This is a genomic window from Rhizobium giardinii bv. giardinii H152 (genome assembly GCF_000379605.1).
Lineage (GTDB): Bacteria > Pseudomonadota > Alphaproteobacteria > Rhizobiales > Rhizobiaceae > Pararhizobium > Pararhizobium giardinii.
In genome coordinates this window covers 165,576-182,521 of record NZ_KB902613.1, presented here as the reverse complement: position 1 = coordinate 182,521, position 16,946 = coordinate 165,576, and the positions used below count along the sequence as shown (strand labels likewise).

Below are 16,946 nucleotides of genomic sequence, written 5' to 3'. Positions count from 1 at the left end.
GCCTCACAATGGCTGATCCGATCGCACATCCTGCCGACCCTCGATCTCTCGTCTCTGCTCCCGCGCATGCGAGGGTGGAGATTGTTGCGACGCTCAAGGCCACACTTGGCAAGCCCAATTCGACACTCGTCGGCGCCGCCATCGGCACGGGAATGGCCGCCCAGGCGGCCTGCCGCGGCGGCGCGGACTTCATTCTCGCGCTGAATGCCGGGCGTCTGCGCAGCATGGGCGCCCCGTCGATCTTCTCGCTGCTCGCCTTGCGCAACAGCAATGACTTCGTTCTCGATTTCGCCCGATCGGAAATCCTTCCGGTTGCCAAGGTCCCGGTCTTCTTCGGCGGTAGCGCCTTCGATCCCAGATGCTCAATCGAGACTGTACTGGAGAGCATTGCCAAAGCGGGCTTCGGCGCCATCGTCAACTTCCCGACCGCCATCTTCCTCGATGGACGCTTTCGGACCGAGATCGAGCGCGCCGGACTGGGGTTCCAGCGCGAACTCGACATGCTCCGGGCCGCCCAGAAGAGAGGCATGGCAACGCTCGCCTATGTTCGCACGGCGGCGGAGGCGCAGCAGGCCGCTCACGCTGGCGTCGACATCATCAATCTCAATCTCGGCTGGAATGTCGGGGGTACGGTCGGAAGCCGCACCGGGCTCAGCCTGACGCAGGCGGCCGAGTACGCCAAGGTCGTCTTTCGCCAGATTAGGGCGATTTCAGAAAACACTCTCTGTGTCCTCGAAGGTGGTCCCATCGTAAGCCCCGATCAGATGTACGAGGTGTCGGCGGTATCGAGGGCCGATGGATATATCGGCGGCTCCACCATTGACCGCGTACCGCTCGAGGCCTCGATGGAGCAGATCACCTCGGCCTTTAAGTCGGTTGGCACCTTGCAGAAGCGGATTGATGAACTGGAGCGCCAACTCGAGCATGTGCAGCGCGAATACGCGATCGTCGGCCGGTCGCCGGCGATCCAGCAGATCAAGCAACGGTTCGAGAAGCTCGCGGCCTCTCCGCTGCCGGTGCTGATTACCGGAGAGGTCGGAACGGGTAAGAAGCTTCTGGCACGCGCCATTCATGAAGCTTCCAGACGTCCCGGGAGCAAACTGATCAGCGCGAGCCCCGTGGGCGCCAGTGGAGAATCGCTGTTTGGCTCGGCCCCAAGCGACGGCGGTCGCAAGATGCTTGGGCTGCTTGGCTATCAACCAAAGGCAACTTTGCTGATCGAGAACATCGAGTGCCTGTCCTCAGACGTCCAGGAGCGGTTGATGGAAGTCATTGAGACCGGGGTCTACCGGCGGCTCGGCGACAACGACAGGGGGCGGTTTGAAGGACGCCTGATCCTGACATCGACGCGGTCGCTAACTGAGCTCGGCTCAAGCGGGCAGATCATCCCGTCGCTGGAGTCGCGCCTCGCCCCCGGACACATCCTCCTTCCCAGCCTGCGCGATCGCCTCGAGGATCTTCCCCTGCTTGCAGAACACTTTCTCCAGGCGCTCAGAAAGGATCGTCGCAGCCGAAAGCTGTCGGTGGACCACTCGGCCTATCGCGTTCTCATGACCTATGGCTGGCCTGAAAACATCCGCGAGCTGCGTTCCGTCCTCGAAACGGCGGCCATTGGCTGCGAGGGCGATTGGATCAAGGCCGAGCATCTGCCGCCCTTGGGTGGCGCTGACGCGCCACAGCCGCATCCGGCAGACGAACGGGAATGGATCCTCAATGCGCTTCAAAGGCATCGATTCCGTCGCGGAGAAACTGCGCGATATCTCGGGATCTCACGCAAGACCCTTTATAACAAGATGCGCGCTTACGGCTTTCCATTACAGGCGAGGGGGGAGGATTTTGAGTAATCTCGTGAGAACCATCCACCGCTGAGGTCCGGAGCCGTCCGTCTCGCAACGATTTCCTTCCCCAGCGTTTCTCCGCCGAAGCGCCTCACCTTGAGTCTTTTGACCGCTAAGCACCGGCAATTCATAAAGTTCATCGATCAATTCATTATGCTTTTGCGTTTCAGTTAGTGGGTCAAAGTCGCCATTCTCCGCTGCAAAAAGTAGAGGATGAATTATGTCGACTGTAACTACTCAAGCGGTCAGCGCGGGTAAAAGCTCCTTCGATCCCATCCGGTTTCTTCAGCAGATCGTTGCAATCGACAGCTGCGACCCCCCGGGCAGGGAAATCGAGGTTGCCAGGCTGGTGCATCAGGAACTGCTCGCACTAGGCGTGGACTCCGAGCTGGATGAATTTCTTCCGGGACGTGCGAATGTTTTGGGCAGAATCCGAGGGACTGGTGAAAAGGCGGCCCTGGTTCTCTCGTCTCATATGGACACCGTGCCGGTGGGCACCGTGCCGTGGCAGAGATGGCCCTTCTCGGGTGAAGTTGAGAATGGTCGGCTTTACGGCCGGGGTTCAACTGACATGAAGAGCGCGCTTGCGGCCATGATTGCCGCCGCCGGCAAGCTGGTCGAGGAACCTCGTGAAAAGCTGAAGGGTGACGTGATACTCGCGTTTACTGCCGGCGAAAGCGCAAATCTCCTCGGGGCTCGACGGTTCGTCGAACAGGGCCTGAAAAAAGAAATCGGAGCATTCCTTTGCGGCGAGCCAAGTGATCTCGACGTCATAATCGTGGAGAAAGCAGCTCTGTGGCTCCGAGCGACGGCGACAGGCAGACTTGGCCATGTTTCTGGCGAGGCAGGCGTCAACGCAATTGATCTCATTCACATGTTCCTATCGCGCCTCTACGCAATGAAGTTGGAATATCCGCAGCACCCGCTTCTCGACGGGCCGACAGTTCGCGTCGGTCGCATCCAAGGTGGCTCGGCGGTCAACCTCACGCCAGACAATTGTACGGTCGATTTTGATATCCGGCTGCCTCCAGGCGTGGATCATGCAGCGGTCGTGGCCCAGGTCGAGAAGTTGGCACCCCAGGACGTGTCCATAAGCATCCTGGATTTCAAGCCCGCAGTGGAAAGCCAACCTGACGACAGCTTCGTCAAACTCTGCGTTGACGTTTGCGGCCGTCACCGGATGGCCCCACCGGACGTCAAAGGGGTGTCTTACTACAGCGATGGCACCGTGCTGCTGGACGGATTGTCTGTGCCTTTCGCGATCATCGGCCCCGGCTCCTTGGGACTAAGCGGGCAACCCAATGAGTCTGTGTCGATCGACAATGTGCTCAAGGCCGTCGACATTTATCAAGACGTTGCTCGGGCCTGGCTATCATAGGGAATGAACATGCCTCACCTTCCACGTATTGGCATCACGCCAGATATCAATGATCTCGCTGCGCCGGAAACCGAATATGTCGTGAGGCAAAATTACGCCGACGCTATCTCGAAGGCCGGCGGCCTCCCTTTCCTCCTCCCTTATCATGAGCACGTCGATGACTATCTGGATGCCATCGACGGCTTGCTCGTTACCGGTGGCATGTTTGACATCGACCCGGCGCTGTATCGCCAGACTGCGCGCAAGGATTATGTAACGAAGCCTGCACGAACGAATTTCGAGCGGGCCTTGATTGAGGGAGCGTTATCGCGCGCAATGCCCATTGTCGGGATTTGCAACGGCATGCAGCTTCTGGCTGTATGCCTTGGCGGGGAACTGGTCCAGGACATTCCTACCGACATCGACGGCGCCCTCGAACATAAGCCCGATCAATCGGCCTCAATTGCTCACCACCGGATCGAGATCAGCGGCACCTCACGCCACCTGCAAACACCAGTGGGCGAGATTCATGAGGTAAACAGTGTTCATCACCAATCTGTTCTTCCCTCGGATGCCTACCAGGTCCTCGCCGTCTCTCCGGATGGGGTGGTGGAGGCATTGGAGAAGAAGGATGGTGGCTTTGCCGTCGGGGTGCAGTGGCATCCAGAATATGGTGTCGCCGCTATCGACACGATCATCTTCGACGGCTTCCTGGCACAGGCCCGAGAATATTCTCAGGAGAAAAAGTGACAATGCTCCAGACCCCTGAACAGCGCATCAGTTCGCTCAACCTCGCTCTGCCGAAAATCTCCAAGCCGGCCGGCAACCTACTCGGATTCAAAGTGGACCGCGGCCTGGTTTACGTCTCGGGCCAACTGCCCCTGGAGGACGGAGTGGTGAAATATACGGGCCGGGCCGGCGATGCAGTCTCGCAAGAAATGGCCTACGAAGCGGCGAAACTGGCGGCGCTCAATGTCATCAGTCAGTTGTCGTTGGCGACGGACGGAAACCTGTCGAGAATCCAGGAGCTTGTCAAGGTTTCCGGCTTCGTGGCCTGCACGCCAGAATTTACCAACATTCCCGCTGTCGTGAATGGCGCCTCCGACCTGTTTGTCGAGGTTTTTGGGGAATCTGGCGCGCACGCCAGGTTCGCAGTCGGCGTTGCGGCTCTGCCGCGTGGTGTCCCGGTCGAGGTCGAAGTCATCGCTCGTCTTCGGGATTAGGGTTTTCAATGAGCCGCATTCTAGTACTTGGCGCTGGCGTCGTCGGCATGACGTCCGCCTACGCATTGGCAAAAAAAGGGCATGAGGTCTGCGTCATCGACGCCGCTCCAGGGCCTGCGGAAGCCGGCGCCAGTTTTGGCAACGGCGCGCAACTCAGCTACTTTTACACCGATGCGATGGCCTCCCCCTCGCTCGCCATGAACATCCCGAAATACATTCTCGGGCTGGACCCGGCTTTCCGGGTCCGCCTGGCGCTCTCGCCGGCGTTTATGGCATGGGGCCTGCGCTTTCTTGGCAACGCAACGCAGAAAGCCTTCGAACACAATACGACCGACCTTTTGGAGCTTGCGCTGCAAAGCCGATCGGGCATCGCCGAACTTTCAGGGAAGCTGGAATTCGATTACAGCAAAACCGGCAAGATCACGCTTTTCTCCAGTCGGGAGAGTCTTCTCAAGGCAGAGGTCCTCAGCAAGCTCAAGAACCGTTATGGCGCAGGTCAGGTCGTCTTGACGCGAGAGCAGGCGCTCGAGAAAGAGCCGGCGCTAGCGCACTACGGTCATTTATTCGAGGGAGCCATATGGTCGCCACACGACGAGGCCGGCGATTCGAGCTTGTTTTGCAGGAACCTGCGGCTGCTCCTTGAGCGAGATTATGGCGTGCGCTTTCTGTTCAACACGACGGTCCGCCGTATTCAGACTCGCGCAAACGAGCTTGTCGGGGTCACAGCGGAATCGGAGGAACTTCAATGCACCCGCGCGGTGATTTCTTTAGGTGCGTGGACTGCACCTATCGCCAGGACCGCTGGAATCTCGTTGCCAATCTGGCCCGTTCAAGGATATTCGCTGACTATTCCGGCTCTGGCCTCAGCCCCGGTTGCGAGCGTTACCGACACAGCTCGAAAGACGGTCTTTTGCCGAATAGGCGACCGACTGCGAATTGCGGGGCTGGCCGACATCGGGCCCCTCAATGGTAAGTTCAGAGAGGACAGGTTTCGCACCCTTCTCGCCACCGCGAAGGGCATCTTCCCGAAAGCAGGAGATTTCGACGGAGAGGTCCACCCGTGGACCGGACTTCGACCAGTCACTCCCGACAGCAAACCTATTGTCGGCCAAACGAAAGTCAAAGGCCTCTACCTCAACTGCGGCCATGGATCGCTGGGCTGGACACTGTCGATGGCAACCGCCAACAAGCTTGCTGATCTAGTTCACCCGTCGACGTCAACCAATTACATGGTCGACCCGGCCACGTTGCACTAGAACGTCAGGCCTGGCGCCTGAGCGGGACCTGGTTCTGAAGCGTGTGCTCGATAACTCGAGCCAATTGCTTCGCTGCCAGCGATGGTTCCTGATCGCTAAAGCTGATTTTGAGACCCGTATGGGGAAGCTTTGGAAGGCGATGATCGCTCACGATCTCCATGCCACTACGCAGTTCACCCTCCGGCACCACGGAAATCGCAAGACCGGCTCGGACGACCTCCAGCACGCCTTCCAGACTGCTGCAGGTGACTACGCGCCGCGATTGGAGCTGCGCCCGCCTCAGTGTCTCGACAGCAACCTTGTGATAGTTGCATGTGCCGCCGACGACTGCCAATGGAATGACTCCATTTGCTGGAACCTGCCACGTGGGTGCCGAGATCCAAACCAGCTTGCTGGTCTGTAAGAGCCCCGCACGCTCCACCTCAGGATCAACCCGCAGCAAAGCGAGTTCAATATTCCGTGCTTTCAACTCGCGCAAAAGGTCCGCGGACATTCCTGCCCTTATTTCAATGTTTACTGTGGGGCGCCGTTCGACGAACTCCGCCAGAGCTCGCGTGAGCGGAGCGAAAAGGTAGGAGTCGTCAACGACGCCCACGACGACGGTTCCACTGCTTAACTCGGGTCTGAACGCGTTTTCCATCTCGTCGACAAGCGCCACCACCTGGCTGGCGCGCTCCATAAGCTCGTCACCATCATGGGTAAGGCGACAGCGCCGCGTTGTGCGAATTAACAGTTGCTTTCCCAGGTGTTCTTCGAGGCGAGCAATCTGCTGGCTGACCGTCGACTGAGTCATATTCAGACGCTGCGCGGCCCCGGAGAAACTGCCCAGTGCCGCGACTGCTGTGAATGTTCGTAAAAGCCCGATGTCCATCCGTCGCCCATTTATTCAGGAATTGCATATATCGATAACAGAAAACGCGTTATCTTCAAATACGGTGTCTGATAGCTTTTAGCCAATAAAGGCATTCGAGGAGCAATCATGGACACCGATTTTAGTGTACCGCTGGCTGGACGGACGGTACTGATCACCGGCTCCACAACCGGAATGGGGCAAGACATAGCGAGGACGTTCGCCCGATCCGGTGCACAGGTTGCCATCCATGGTCTCGGCGATCGGGACTCCATTTCTCGCTTTGTGGACGAACTCAGCGAGCTCAGCGGCCGCAAGAGCATCCATTTCGATCACGATTTATCAGATGGCCGACAGGGCGGCGCCTTGGTTGAGGCCGCGATCACGCAATTAGGCGACATCGATATTCTCATAAACAACGCCGGCGTTCAGTTTGTGAGCGGCGTGGAGAACTTCCCGACCGAACAATGGGACCGACTGCTGGCTGTGAATCTTGGCGCAGCATTCCATGCCATCAAGGCCGTGTTCCCGGGAATGAAACGGAAGGGATGGGGTCGGATCGTCAACACTGCTTCGACGCTGGCGCTCGCCGGCGAAGTCGGCAAGACGGCATATGTCGCCGCAAAGCACGGCATTCTCGGGCTTACCCGAACGGTGGCATTAGAAGGCGCTGAACTCGGCATCACATGCAATGCGATCTGCCCCGGTTGGGTCTATACACCACTCGCGGCCGCGCAAGTTGAAGCGAAAGCTGCGGCCCTCGGTCTGTCTATCGAGCAGACGGCAAAAGAGCATTTCCTGAATGAAATGCCCACCAAGCGTTTCGTTGATCCGACTGAAGTCGCGTCGGCTATGCTTTTTCTATGCAGTGAAAACGCGCGGTCCATCACCGGTATCGCCTTGCCCGTCGATGGCGGCATCAGCGCCTAGCAGATGCGTCAAAAACTTTTGCTTTGTGGCCGTGTCGACGACCGGGCGCAACCCTACGAAGATTGGGATCTCACGTGGAAACACTGAAAGCCGTAGCACATCCGTGGCTTTGTGATGCGATGGGACATATGAACGTCCGTTTTTACACGGCGTTCTTCGATGACGCGTCATCCTTCTTTGTTGGTGGTCTTGGTGGCGGAGTAGATCAACTCGCCGACGCTCATCTTGGATGGGCGGACGTGCGTCATGTGGTCGAATTCCGTGAAGAGATTAGATCTGGCGGATTGCTGAGAGTTTGCACTCGCGTCATCAAGGTCGGTCGGACGTCACTGACTTTTCAACACGAACTGACTGGTCCCTGCGGCAATCTGCATGCAACAATGGAGGTCGTGAGCGTTATGTTCGACCTCGAAAAGCGTCAAGCCGTGCCGTTGCCCGATACCATCCGAACCGCTGCCGAACATCTGCTATCGCAGCAGGTCGACTGATAGATCTGTTGAGGTAATCCGCGCATCAGTGCGGACTGACCAATTCCGACTTCAGCGTTCCCCAGCCCGAAAGGGCTCTCTCGCTGTCGTCCCCGTGGGACGGCAGCTTTTTTGCGTTGCAACTTTCACCTCAGGCGGACCGATCGAATCTATTCGTTTTGAGAATAGATTAATGACAAGCGATAATTTGTCTGAGGGCCAGCTCAGGGTCATAGTTCTTTCGAAGACAGCATCGCGGATTTGAAAATCGATGCGATGGCAAGCGAGTGTAGGTCGAGTGCTGTCAACTCTCCTATGGAGGCGCGTAGGAACCGACGTCGCCTGTAATCAGATAAGGATCGATAATGGGCACATTCATCACCTGCGCGGTAACTGGCGGTGCGGACACTGTCTCTCGCCACCCCCGGATACCGGTTACGCCTCGGGAAATTGCGGACGCTGCCATCTCGGCCGCAAAAGCGGGTGCTGCCATCGTCCACCTCCACGCGCGAGACCCGCAAACGGGTCAGCAGAGCAGGGATCCGGAACTTTTTGCGGAGATCGTATCTCTCATTCGCGACAGCAACACGGATGTGATCATCAACGTCAGTTGCGGCATGGCCGGCGACTTGGTGCTGACAGAAACGCCGGAAAAGGAGCTTGCAGGGCCGGGCACAGATCTGCTCGGCCCGATCGAGCGGCTGCAGCATCTGGATCGTCTGTGCCGTGACCCGAAGCTGAAGCCTGAAATATGCACCTTGGACTGCGGTTCCATGAATTTTGGCGACGGCGACTTGGTGTACCTGGCTCCCGGTACATATCTTCGGCCGATGGCCAAGCACATCCGTTCGCTCGGAATAAAGCCGGAACTCGAAGTCTTCGAGCTCGGACACCTCGCCTTCGTGAAGAAAATGTTCGCTGAAGGCCTCCTTGAAGGGGCGCCGCTCATTCAATTCTGCCTCGGCATTCCCGGCGGCGCGCCAGCTGAACCATTCGTTCTCGATGCCTTCAAGCAACTGGCTCCAGCAGAATCGACCTGGAGCGCGTTTGCAATCGGCCGCGACGAGCTGCGATTTGTTCCGCTCGCCGTCGGCCAAGGCGGAAACGTTCGGGTCGGTTTGGAAGACAATCTTTATCTCGATAAGGGTGTCTTTGCCGATAATGACACCTTGGTCGAGCGGGCTGTGGGCCTCATCCGAGGCATGGGCGGATCCGTTCTGTCCGCATCCGAAACTCGACAGAAGCTCGGGCTGGAAAAGCCAAGAGCCTAAGAGGCGCACACGCTGTGAATATGGACCGCGGCGCCATGGCAGGTACCAGCGAAGCGCGGTCTTTTTCATTCACATTGTGAATGAATTAATTCGATAATCTACCTTTCCGGTGTGCGTACTGGTGTTAAAGTTGCCGCTGAAATTAGCTGCAAAAACAAATCATCTAAGGGCCTCAATGTACCTTGGCTACTTGGAGACGAGGGAACAAAATGCAGATGAACTCCAACATCAAGGCTCTCGACACCGGCTTCGTGCTGCGCGCTGACAAGATTGAAAAGCATTTCGCGAACATCGAGGTTCTTCGCGGAATTTCTTTGGAAGCGAAGCGTGGCGATGTGATCAGCTTGATCGGTGCGTCTGGCTCAGGAAAATCCACCTTCCTGCGCTGTTTGAACTTTCTCGAAATTCCAACGGGCGGGACGGTCACCATTCGGGGTGAAACCCATCAGGCATCCGATGCCCTTAGTCGCTCTCGGGCGAGCAAACAGAAATTGCGTCAACTGCGTCGCGAAGTGGGGATGGTCTTCCAATCCTTCAACCTCTGGCCACACATGACGGCGGCAGAAAATGTCATGGAAGGCCCGGTTCGAGTCCTGAAAGAACCGCCAAAAGCTGCGCGATCCCGCGCCCTCGATCTTCTCGCCCGCGTTGGTCTGTCGGAAAGAGCGGATTATCGGCCATCTCAGCTCTCAGGCGGACAGCAGCAGCGGGTGGCAATCGCGCGTGCCCTCGCGATGAACCCCGACGTCCTCCTCTTCGATGAGCCAACATCGGCGTTGGATCCAGAACTGGTGGGAGAGGTCCTTGCGGTCATGACCGACCTCGCGAAGGAAGGAAGGACGATGCTGATCGTCACGCACGAGATCGCCTTTGCACGTGACGTCTCAAGCAAGATGATTTTTCTGCGAAAAGGACTCGTCGAGGAAGAAGGCCCGCCTCGGGATCTCATCGCATCCCCGAAGTCCGAGGAACTTCAGCGGTTCCTGGCGCGCATGCGGCACTAAAGTCTAAAACCACAACAAAACGGAAGGAACAGCTCATGAAAATGCAAAAGCTATTGGCGGTGATTGGATTGGCCGGGGCCCTTGCGATGGCAACACAGGTTGCTGAAGCAAAGGATACGCTCAAAGTCGGTATGGACCCGCTTTACGAACCCTTTTCATTCCAAACCCCGGATGGAACGCTGACCGGGTTTGACTTCGAGATTTCCACCGCGCTTTGCGAGGCTATCGATGTGACATGCGATATCCAACCAATCCCTTACGATGGGTCAATCTCTGCCTTGCAGTCAGGTCAGATCGACGCGCTGATCAATACCTATGCCATGACCAAGGAGCGCTTGGAGAAGTTCACGATGGTCGGTCCGTACATCAGGCCGACTTTCCGGTTTATTGTCCCGGCAAATTCAGAGATTGATGGGACTGAAGCGACGCTCAAGGGTAAGACCATCGGGATCGAGAAAGGTTCTGGGGGCACTGTAAAGTATACGAATGACACTTTCTCGAAGTACGCAACCATCCAGCCGTATGAGCAAGTCAATGATGCCATTCTCGATCTGAGCACTGGCAGGGTCGATGCAGTATTTGGCGATGAAAATCAGCTGTACTACGCCTACGCAAGGAAGCAGCCTGATGCTCTCAAGATGGTCGGCGAAAGTGTTCGCAATCCCGACTATTTTGGCGAAGGACAGGGTTTCATGCTTCGCAAGGGCGACGACAAATGGGCCGAGAAGCTGAAGATCGCACTGGATACGATCGTGAAGAATGGAAAGTACGACCAGATCTCCCAAAAGTACTTCGGTAGAAACATCCTCGGCAATTGATCTGTCGCTCTAGCTGGAATCGAGGTCGAAATGAGTGCGCAGTTCTCGGAGAAGCGTTTCGAAAGCGTCGTTTGCATAGGCGCTGGAAATATCGGAGCCGGATGGGCTGCGCACTTTATGCGCGCCGGGCTGGACGTCGTGGTTTACGATCCGGTACTCGAGCGGAAAGAATGGCTTGACGGCTATCTGGAGCGAGCGATGCCGGCGCTGGAGGAGCTTGGGCTGTCACCAAACGCGAGCCTGGAGCGGGTAAAATTCACGACGAGCTTGCAAGATGCGCTTCGCGGAGCGAAGTTCGTTCAGGAAAGCTCCCCGGAAGTCTTGAGCCAGAAGATAGCTCTCTTCCAGGAAATCACCGCCTTTGCACCCGAAGACGCTATCATTGCATCGAGTTCAGCGGGCTTCCTGGCAAAAGACTTGCGATCGATGGCCAAGGCGCCTGAGCGAATTATCATCGGTCACCCGTTCAATCCGCCCTACCTGATCCCTTTGGTTGAGATCGCGGGAGGCGAAAACGCGACTGCCGCCGCAAAGGCTGCAGCAGGGTTTTATACATCAACCGGATGTGAAGTCGTAGAACTCAAGCGCGAGATCGAAGGTTACATCGGAAATCGCATACAGGCAGCCGTTCTGAAGGAAATATTTTATATCTATTCCCAAGGGGTGGCGGATTTGGAAACGATCGACCGCGCGATCGCGGCTGGCCCGGCGCTTCGTTGGGCCGTGATGGGGCCGTCCAGTGTCTTCTACCTGGGTACCCAAAACCCGTCTATGTATGAGGGTTTCGTCAAGGGGTTGGTAGACGAGATCAAAGGCGGTTTCGTCGCGAATGCAGAGTTCGATCCTGAGCCGTTGATCGCAGCCTATGCACAAGAAGTGCAAGAAGAAATTGGATCAGGGGGACAGAGCCCGCTTCTTGACCTCAGGAACTCGGGCGTGATCGCCCTTCGAAAAGCCTTGGAAACGCTAGTGAAAAGGCATGCTTCGGCATGAACTAGACCGCCAGGAAACATCAGCCAAAGGCAGCTCCTCGTGTTTACTACGACAGACTATCTACCTTATCTGGCCCAAGGGATTATCGCATCCGTTGCGTTGGGCGGCTCGTCGTTTGTTGCGGCAGCTGCGCTCGGCTTGGTGCTGGCACTTATCCGCGATCACTCATCGGGGTTCGTTAAGCTCCTTATTGCGATCTACATCAGCGTATTCCGCGCTCTTCCGGAATTGCTGACTATCCTCTTAACCTACTACGGCTCGATCGCGTTTACCCGCTCCGTCGGAATTCCAGACCTGAGCCCATTTGCCGCGGCGCTACTCGCCTTTGGCGTACAGATTGGTTCCTACGCCTGCCAAATTTTCTCGGACGCTTATCGAGCGGTTCCTCGCGGCTTGCTTGAAGCGGCACATGCTGTTGGTATGCCGGGATATCTCATCAATGTTCGCATCGCGATTCCGTTGATGCTTCGTCTCGCTGCTCCCAGCTTGGGAAGTTTGCTGTTGGTCGTCATCAAGTTGACGGCAATCGCCTCCGCCATCGGCGTCACGGAACTAACCCGCCGAGCGCAGATCGTTTCGGGCGCCACCCATGATCCACTTGCGGCGTTTGGATATGCAGCGGCAATCTACCTCGCCGTATCTGCGATTTTGACCATCTTCCAGCGCCGGCTCGAAACTGCAAAGCAACTGTGATGTTTGATCTTCTTTTCCATTCTGAACTCTGGCTCGCAGTTGCACGTGGGATCCCGATCACAATCGCACTCACCACGCTTGCAATGGTCTTCGGGCTGGCCCTAGGCACCGGCGTGGCGGTGCTCTCGAACAGCGACAACCCTGTCTTGAGCTGGTCCGGCGTAGCATTCACATTCTCGTTTCGGGCTATTCCACTTCTAACGCTGCTTTACTTCTTGTACTACGCCTTGCCGACAGTCGGCGTCATCCGACACGGGCCGCTGTGGGACGTATTTTTTCGGTACTCATTTGCGATTGCGGTGCTCGGGTTCAGCTTGAATAACGCGGCATATCTGGCAGAGGTTCTCCGAGGTGGGATCAAATCAGTGACACCGGGGCAAGTCGAGGCTTGCATGGCCGTCGGTATGAGCGAAGGGATGGCCCTTCGGCGCGTAGTTTTACCGATCGCATTTCGCAACTCGGTCATGACAATTGGGAACGAGTTGGTGTTCACGCTCAAAGCAACGTCGCTTGCAAGTGCGATCGCCGTTTCCGATGTGTTGAGCAACGCTCGATCCTATGGCAAGATTTTTTCTGACAACATCTCTCCTTACATCGCCGCTGCCGTCTTCTACTTGCTCATGGTCGGCCTTATCGATCTGGCGCTCGCTGCGATCAGAAAACGAACAGCTATGTAAGTCCGCAATTCGGCAAGTTGGTTCCAGCGAACTCGCGTCAAATCATCACGGCGTGTTCCGGAGCCGTTTGGTGGACGGATTACCTTTGTCACCCATCGGGCGATTTCGATGAGCGTGCCTGATTAGAAACTAGATTGGAGTGATGACGTGCAAAAGGTATTCAGCAGCCCTGCTTCAGCACTTGACGGGCTCTTGTCTGACGGAATGTTCATCGCTGCAGGCGGCTTCGGCCTTTGCGGCATACCGGAACTGTTAATCAGCGCGATTCGTGAGGCGGGCACCAAAGAGCTGACGATCGCCTCGAACAACTGCGGTGTCGATGACTTCGGCCTCGGCGTGCTGCTGAAGACCAAGCAGATCAGGAAGATGATCTCGTCTTACGTCGGCGAGAACGCCGAGTTCATGCGCCAGTATCTCAGCGGCGAACTGGAGCTCGAGTTCAATCCGCAAGGAACGCTGGCCGAGCGCATGCGCGCCGGTGGCGCCGGCATAGCCGGCTTCTATACCAAGACCGGTGTTGGCACCGTCGTTGCCGAGGGCAAGGAGACAAAGACCTTCAACGACGAGACCTACGTTCTCGAGACCGCCATCGTCGCTGACCTGTCGATCGTCAAGGCCTGGAAGGCCGACACGTCGGGCAATCTGGTCTTCCGCAAGACGGCTCGCAACTTCAATCCGCCGGCCGCCACCTGCGGCAGGATCTGCGTCGCCGAAGTCGAGGAGATCGTGCCGGTCGGCAGCCTCGATCCCGACCATATCCATGTGCCGGGGATCTATGTGCACCGCCTGATCCAGGGCCAGCACGAGAAACGCATCGAACAGCGCACGACGCGCGCGGCGGCTTGAAGGGCAGGGAGAAGAGACATGGCCTGGGACAGACACCAGATGGCGGCGCGTGCTGCCAGCGAACTTCAAGACGGAACCTACGTCAATCTCGGCATCGGCATTCCGACGCTAGTCGCGAACTACATCCCTGAAGGCGTCCATGTGACGCTGCAATCGGAGAACGGCTTGCTCGGCATCGGTCCCTTTCCGACCGAGGACCAGATCGATGCCGATCTCATCAATGCCGGCAAGCAGACGGTGACGGCACTGCCGGATTCGGCCTTCTTCGATTCAGCGCAGAGCTTCGCGATGATCCGCGGCGGCAAGATCGCCATGGCGATCCTCGGCGCCATGGAAGTGGCTGAGAACGGCGACCTCGCCAACTGGATGATCCCCGGCAAGCTCGTCAAGGGCATGGGTGGCGCAATGGATCTCGTTGCCGGCGTCAAGCGAGTGGTCGTCGTCATGGACCACACGAACAAGGCCGGCGAATCCAAGGTGCTGAAGGCCTGCACCCTGCCGCTCACCGGACAAAGCGTCGTCGATCGGATCATCACCAATCTCGGTGTGCTCGACGTCGTCGAGGGCGGACTGAAGCTGGTCGAGCTTGCCGAGGGCGTGAGCGACGGCGAGATCCGCAGCGCCACCGAAGCGACCATCGTCAACTAAGCCTGGCGGTTCTTTGCCGAGAAGTTATCGTTCGATCCACCCTCGCCCGACTGGCGAGCGGGCGATGCGTCGTCTAGACGCGTCAGGGCGGCGCCGGCGTCCGAAATCGGCCGCAGCCGACTTGAGATGGGTAATTTTAACAGATCCAAAGTTGAAACCATCGTAAATGATTTGTGAAATCAACGTTATCTTGCAGTTATAGTTTATTATACCAGGTCTCTTCGAGACCGTTTTCTCACCATCGATATTCTATAAGTAACAATCGTGACGTTTTCACAGCCTATATTTAATTTTACGTGCTGTGTCCGTCTTCGATGGCGCCTAGTGATCAAGGTCACTCTCTGTTCCTTCGAATGAATCTGATGTCAGTTCCTTTCGACTGAGCAGCCCGGCATCTTCCAGCCGCTCGATGTCGGGCAGGTCGCGCAGCGTTTCGAGACCGAACACCGACAGAAACTGTTTGGTCGTTACATAGGTGTAAGGCGCGCCGGGTGTCGGACTGCGCGGGCCAGAACTGATGAAGGCGGCGTCACGAAGGCCGGCGATCGTGTCGCGGCTGACCTCCTTGCCGAACATGGTGGAGAGCTCGCCGCGGGTGACCGGCTGCAGGTAGGCGATCGCCGCCAGCACCGCCGCCTCCTGCTCCGATAACGCAGTTGCGACCGAGGATGACCGCGTTGGCGCCTGCGAGGCGCGGATCGCGGACGCATAAGCCGAGCGGCTTCGATGCTGCCAGCCGCCGGCGACGGCAGCGATATCATACGGACGCGACCGCAATTCCTCGCGCAGATCGTCGATCAGAAGATCGATGCTGCAATCCCGGCCGACCACGCGCGCCAGCGTTTCGCGGCTGACCGGCTCGGCGGCAGCAAAGATCACCGCTTCCACCCTGAGCATCCACTCCCGCCAACGCAGTTCCGGCGGCAGGTCCTCGAGTTCGCGATCGAGGAGGACATTGTCCTCCGACTTCGTCGTGTTCCTCCTCCCTCCCCTCGTTGCGTTCGCTCCGGCCATCGTCAGAGCCCAAAAATCCGAAACGATGATCGGCCGGAGAGTTCACGCACAGCGCCAAAACCTTCCAGCCGTTCGAACAGCCGCGTTGCCGCCCAGCGCGAGAGATGGCTGCCAGGGGCCGAGGCTGGCACAGCGTCTTCGTCAAGCAGTTTTTTGATGACGACACCGGCGCCCTTGGTCCGCAGCTTCGGCGCCACCGTCAGCAATCTCTCGGCCCGCCGGCCGATGTCATTGGCCTGCCGCAGGGCTTCCGTCGTTCCTGATACGAGCGCCAGGCACACCGCCCGGGCAAAACCGGGTTCGCCAGGCCGCACCCTCCCCCGGCCGCCGGTCGTCCTGAACGCCGCGCCGTAGCGTTCACCCATGAGCAGCGGCACGCCACACGGCCAGCCGAGCTTTTCCGCCAGCAGCCGATCGGCCAGCCACCAGGCCAGGATTTCGGCATCGGGGCGGGCGGCACAGATTTTGGCGACCAGATCGGCGACGGCAAAGGGGATGGCGCGGCCCGACTGCAGCGCGGTATCGAACAGGTCGGTGAGCGCGTCCAGGCCGTCGCGGCGCAACCCCATCAAGTCCGCCAGCTCCTGCAAGACTTTGCTGCCGATCGTCCGCTTCTTCGCCGCCAGCTTTTGGAAGGCCAAAAGCATGACTCCCGCCGGGCCGGGATCGTCTCCATCAGCGGTGAGCAGCACCGCATCGCGCAAGGCCGCTTCGCCCTCGTTGCGGCCGAGCAGTTGCACGGCGGATTGCGCGCATCTCAACGCCAGCCGCTGACGCCAGCAGCCGGCCCAGGCGGGTTCGGCGCGCACCAGATCGTCCAAGGATTTCAGGGCGATGCCGGCGGCGAAGGCGGCGTCCGCCTCGCTCATATCGTGGGCGCGCGCGCTCGCCCAGGCCGGCAGGGTCAGCACGGCTGCAGGCGCGATCGGGGTCATGAGCGGTGGGCGGAGGCGCGAATCCATGACACGGAGCTTAATCAAGACGCGCAGTTTACGCCACCAGTTTCGCTATAAACCGCACCGCTTGTCGCTCTTGGTTTATGTCCGGTAAGATTGCATTAT

At 58.0% G+C, this 16,946-nt stretch carries 18 protein-coding genes; 15 read left to right on the top strand and 3 right to left on the bottom strand.

Translation table 11 applies throughout. The features are described from left to right. Nucleotides 1-8 precede the first annotated feature (8 nt). From A3AY_RS0110825 to A3AY_RS0110805, 5 genes are all read left to right on the top strand, one after another. Nucleotides 9-1,844 (top strand): sigma-54-dependent Fis family transcriptional regulator, encoded by a 1,836-nt coding sequence (locus tag A3AY_RS0110825; RefSeq protein ID WP_018325699.1) that lies wholly within the window; start codon nt 9-11, stop codon nt 1,842-1,844. Between the two features lie 214 nt (nt 1,845-2,058). Further along, nucleotides 2,059-3,216 carry a M20 family metallopeptidase gene (locus A3AY_RS0110820; protein ID WP_018325698.1) on the top strand — a complete coding sequence of 386 codons (1,158 nt, stop codon included), beginning with the start codon at nt 2,059-2,061 and terminating at the stop codon, nt 3,214-3,216. A 9-nt stretch (nt 3,217-3,225) separates the two neighbouring features. Further along, the gene (locus tag A3AY_RS0110815; protein WP_018325697.1) at nt 3,226-3,945 is read left to right on the top strand and encodes a gamma-glutamyl-gamma-aminobutyrate hydrolase family protein; all 720 of its coding nucleotides are present in this window, start codon (nt 3,226-3,228) and stop codon (nt 3,943-3,945) included. Between the two features lie 2 nt (nt 3,946-3,947). Further along, the gene (locus tag A3AY_RS0110810; protein WP_018325696.1) at nt 3,948-4,418 is read left to right on the top strand and encodes a RidA family protein; all 471 of its coding nucleotides are present in this window, start codon (nt 3,948-3,950) and stop codon (nt 4,416-4,418) included. An 8-nt stretch (nt 4,419-4,426) separates the two neighbouring features. Further along, nucleotides 4,427-5,674, top strand: coding sequence for an FAD-dependent oxidoreductase (locus A3AY_RS0110805; protein WP_018325695.1), 1,248 nt, complete (start codon nt 4,427-4,429; stop codon nt 5,672-5,674). Nucleotides 5,675-5,678: 4 nt separating this feature from the next. Here the strand turns inward: A3AY_RS0110805 and A3AY_RS0110800 are convergent, their stop codons facing one another. Next, nucleotides 5,679-6,545 (bottom strand): LysR family transcriptional regulator, encoded by an 867-nt coding sequence (locus A3AY_RS0110800; RefSeq protein ID WP_018325694.1) that lies wholly within the window; start codon nt 6,543-6,545, stop codon nt 5,679-5,681. 108 nt (nt 6,546-6,653) lie between these two features. On the opposite strand from A3AY_RS0110800, the gene A3AY_RS0110795 reads away from it, so the two are divergent. The 10 genes from A3AY_RS0110795 to A3AY_RS0110750 all read left to right on the top strand — a co-directional run bounded on the left by A3AY_RS0110795 (nt 6,654) and on the right by A3AY_RS0110750 (nt 14,871). Then, nucleotides 6,654-7,454, top strand: a complete 801-nt coding sequence (locus A3AY_RS0110795; protein ID WP_018325693.1) for a 3-hydroxybutyrate dehydrogenase — start codon at nt 6,654-6,656, stop codon at nt 7,452-7,454. A 74-nt stretch (nt 7,455-7,528) separates the two neighbouring features. Continuing rightward, complete coding sequence (locus A3AY_RS37715; protein WP_154663275.1) at nt 7,529-7,942, top strand: acyl-CoA thioesterase; 414 nt, start codon at nt 7,529-7,531, stop codon at nt 7,940-7,942. Between the two features lie 344 nt (nt 7,943-8,286). After that, nucleotides 8,287-9,192, top strand: a complete 906-nt coding sequence (locus tag A3AY_RS0110785) for a beta-keto acid cleavage family enzyme (RefSeq protein ID WP_018325691.1) — start codon at nt 8,287-8,289, stop codon at nt 9,190-9,192. A gap of 209 nt (nt 9,193-9,401) precedes the next feature. Next, the gene (locus A3AY_RS0110780) at nt 9,402-10,196 is read left to right on the top strand and encodes an amino acid ABC transporter ATP-binding protein (protein ID WP_018325690.1); all 795 of its coding nucleotides are present in this window, start codon (nt 9,402-9,404) and stop codon (nt 10,194-10,196) included. A 35-nt stretch (nt 10,197-10,231) separates the two neighbouring features. Further along, the gene (locus tag A3AY_RS0110775; protein WP_018325689.1) at nt 10,232-11,014 is read left to right on the top strand and encodes a transporter substrate-binding domain-containing protein; all 783 of its coding nucleotides are present in this window, start codon (nt 10,232-10,234) and stop codon (nt 11,012-11,014) included. Nucleotides 11,015-11,044: 30 nt separating this feature from the next. After that, nucleotides 11,045-12,007, top strand: a complete 963-nt coding sequence (locus tag A3AY_RS35020) for a 3-hydroxyacyl-CoA dehydrogenase NAD-binding domain-containing protein (protein WP_018325688.1) — start codon at nt 11,045-11,047, stop codon at nt 12,005-12,007. A 39-nt stretch (nt 12,008-12,046) separates the two neighbouring features. Further along, complete coding sequence (locus A3AY_RS0110765; RefSeq protein WP_162709215.1) at nt 12,047-12,700, top strand: ABC transporter permease subunit; 654 nt, start codon at nt 12,047-12,049, stop codon at nt 12,698-12,700. Further along, complete coding sequence (locus A3AY_RS35015; RefSeq protein ID WP_018325686.1) at nt 12,700-13,377, top strand: amino acid ABC transporter permease; 678 nt, start codon at nt 12,700-12,702, stop codon at nt 13,375-13,377. The genes A3AY_RS0110765 and A3AY_RS35015 overlap by 1 nt, the downstream gene beginning before the upstream one ends. A 147-nt stretch (nt 13,378-13,524) precedes the next feature. Beyond that, nucleotides 13,525-14,223, top strand: coding sequence for a CoA transferase subunit A (locus A3AY_RS0110755; RefSeq protein ID WP_026203315.1), 699 nt, complete (start codon nt 13,525-13,527; stop codon nt 14,221-14,223). Between the two features lie 18 nt (nt 14,224-14,241). Then, complete coding sequence (locus A3AY_RS0110750) at nt 14,242-14,871, top strand: 3-oxoacid CoA-transferase subunit B (RefSeq protein WP_018325684.1); 630 nt, start codon at nt 14,242-14,244, stop codon at nt 14,869-14,871. Nucleotides 14,872-15,192: 321 nt separating this feature from the next. On the opposite strand, the gene scpB is transcribed toward A3AY_RS0110750, so the two are convergent. Both scpB and A3AY_RS0110740 read right to left on the bottom strand, forming a co-directional pair. Beyond that, nucleotides 15,193-15,885 carry an SMC-Scp complex subunit ScpB gene (gene scpB / locus A3AY_RS0110745; RefSeq protein WP_018325683.1) on the bottom strand — a complete coding sequence of 231 codons (693 nt, stop codon included), beginning with the start codon at nt 15,883-15,885 and terminating at the stop codon, nt 15,193-15,195. 2 nt (nt 15,886-15,887) lie between these two features. After that, complete coding sequence (locus A3AY_RS0110740; protein ID WP_018325682.1) at nt 15,888-16,847, bottom strand: DUF1403 family protein; 960 nt, start codon at nt 16,845-16,847, stop codon at nt 15,888-15,890. Nucleotides 16,848-16,946 lie beyond the last annotated feature (99 nt).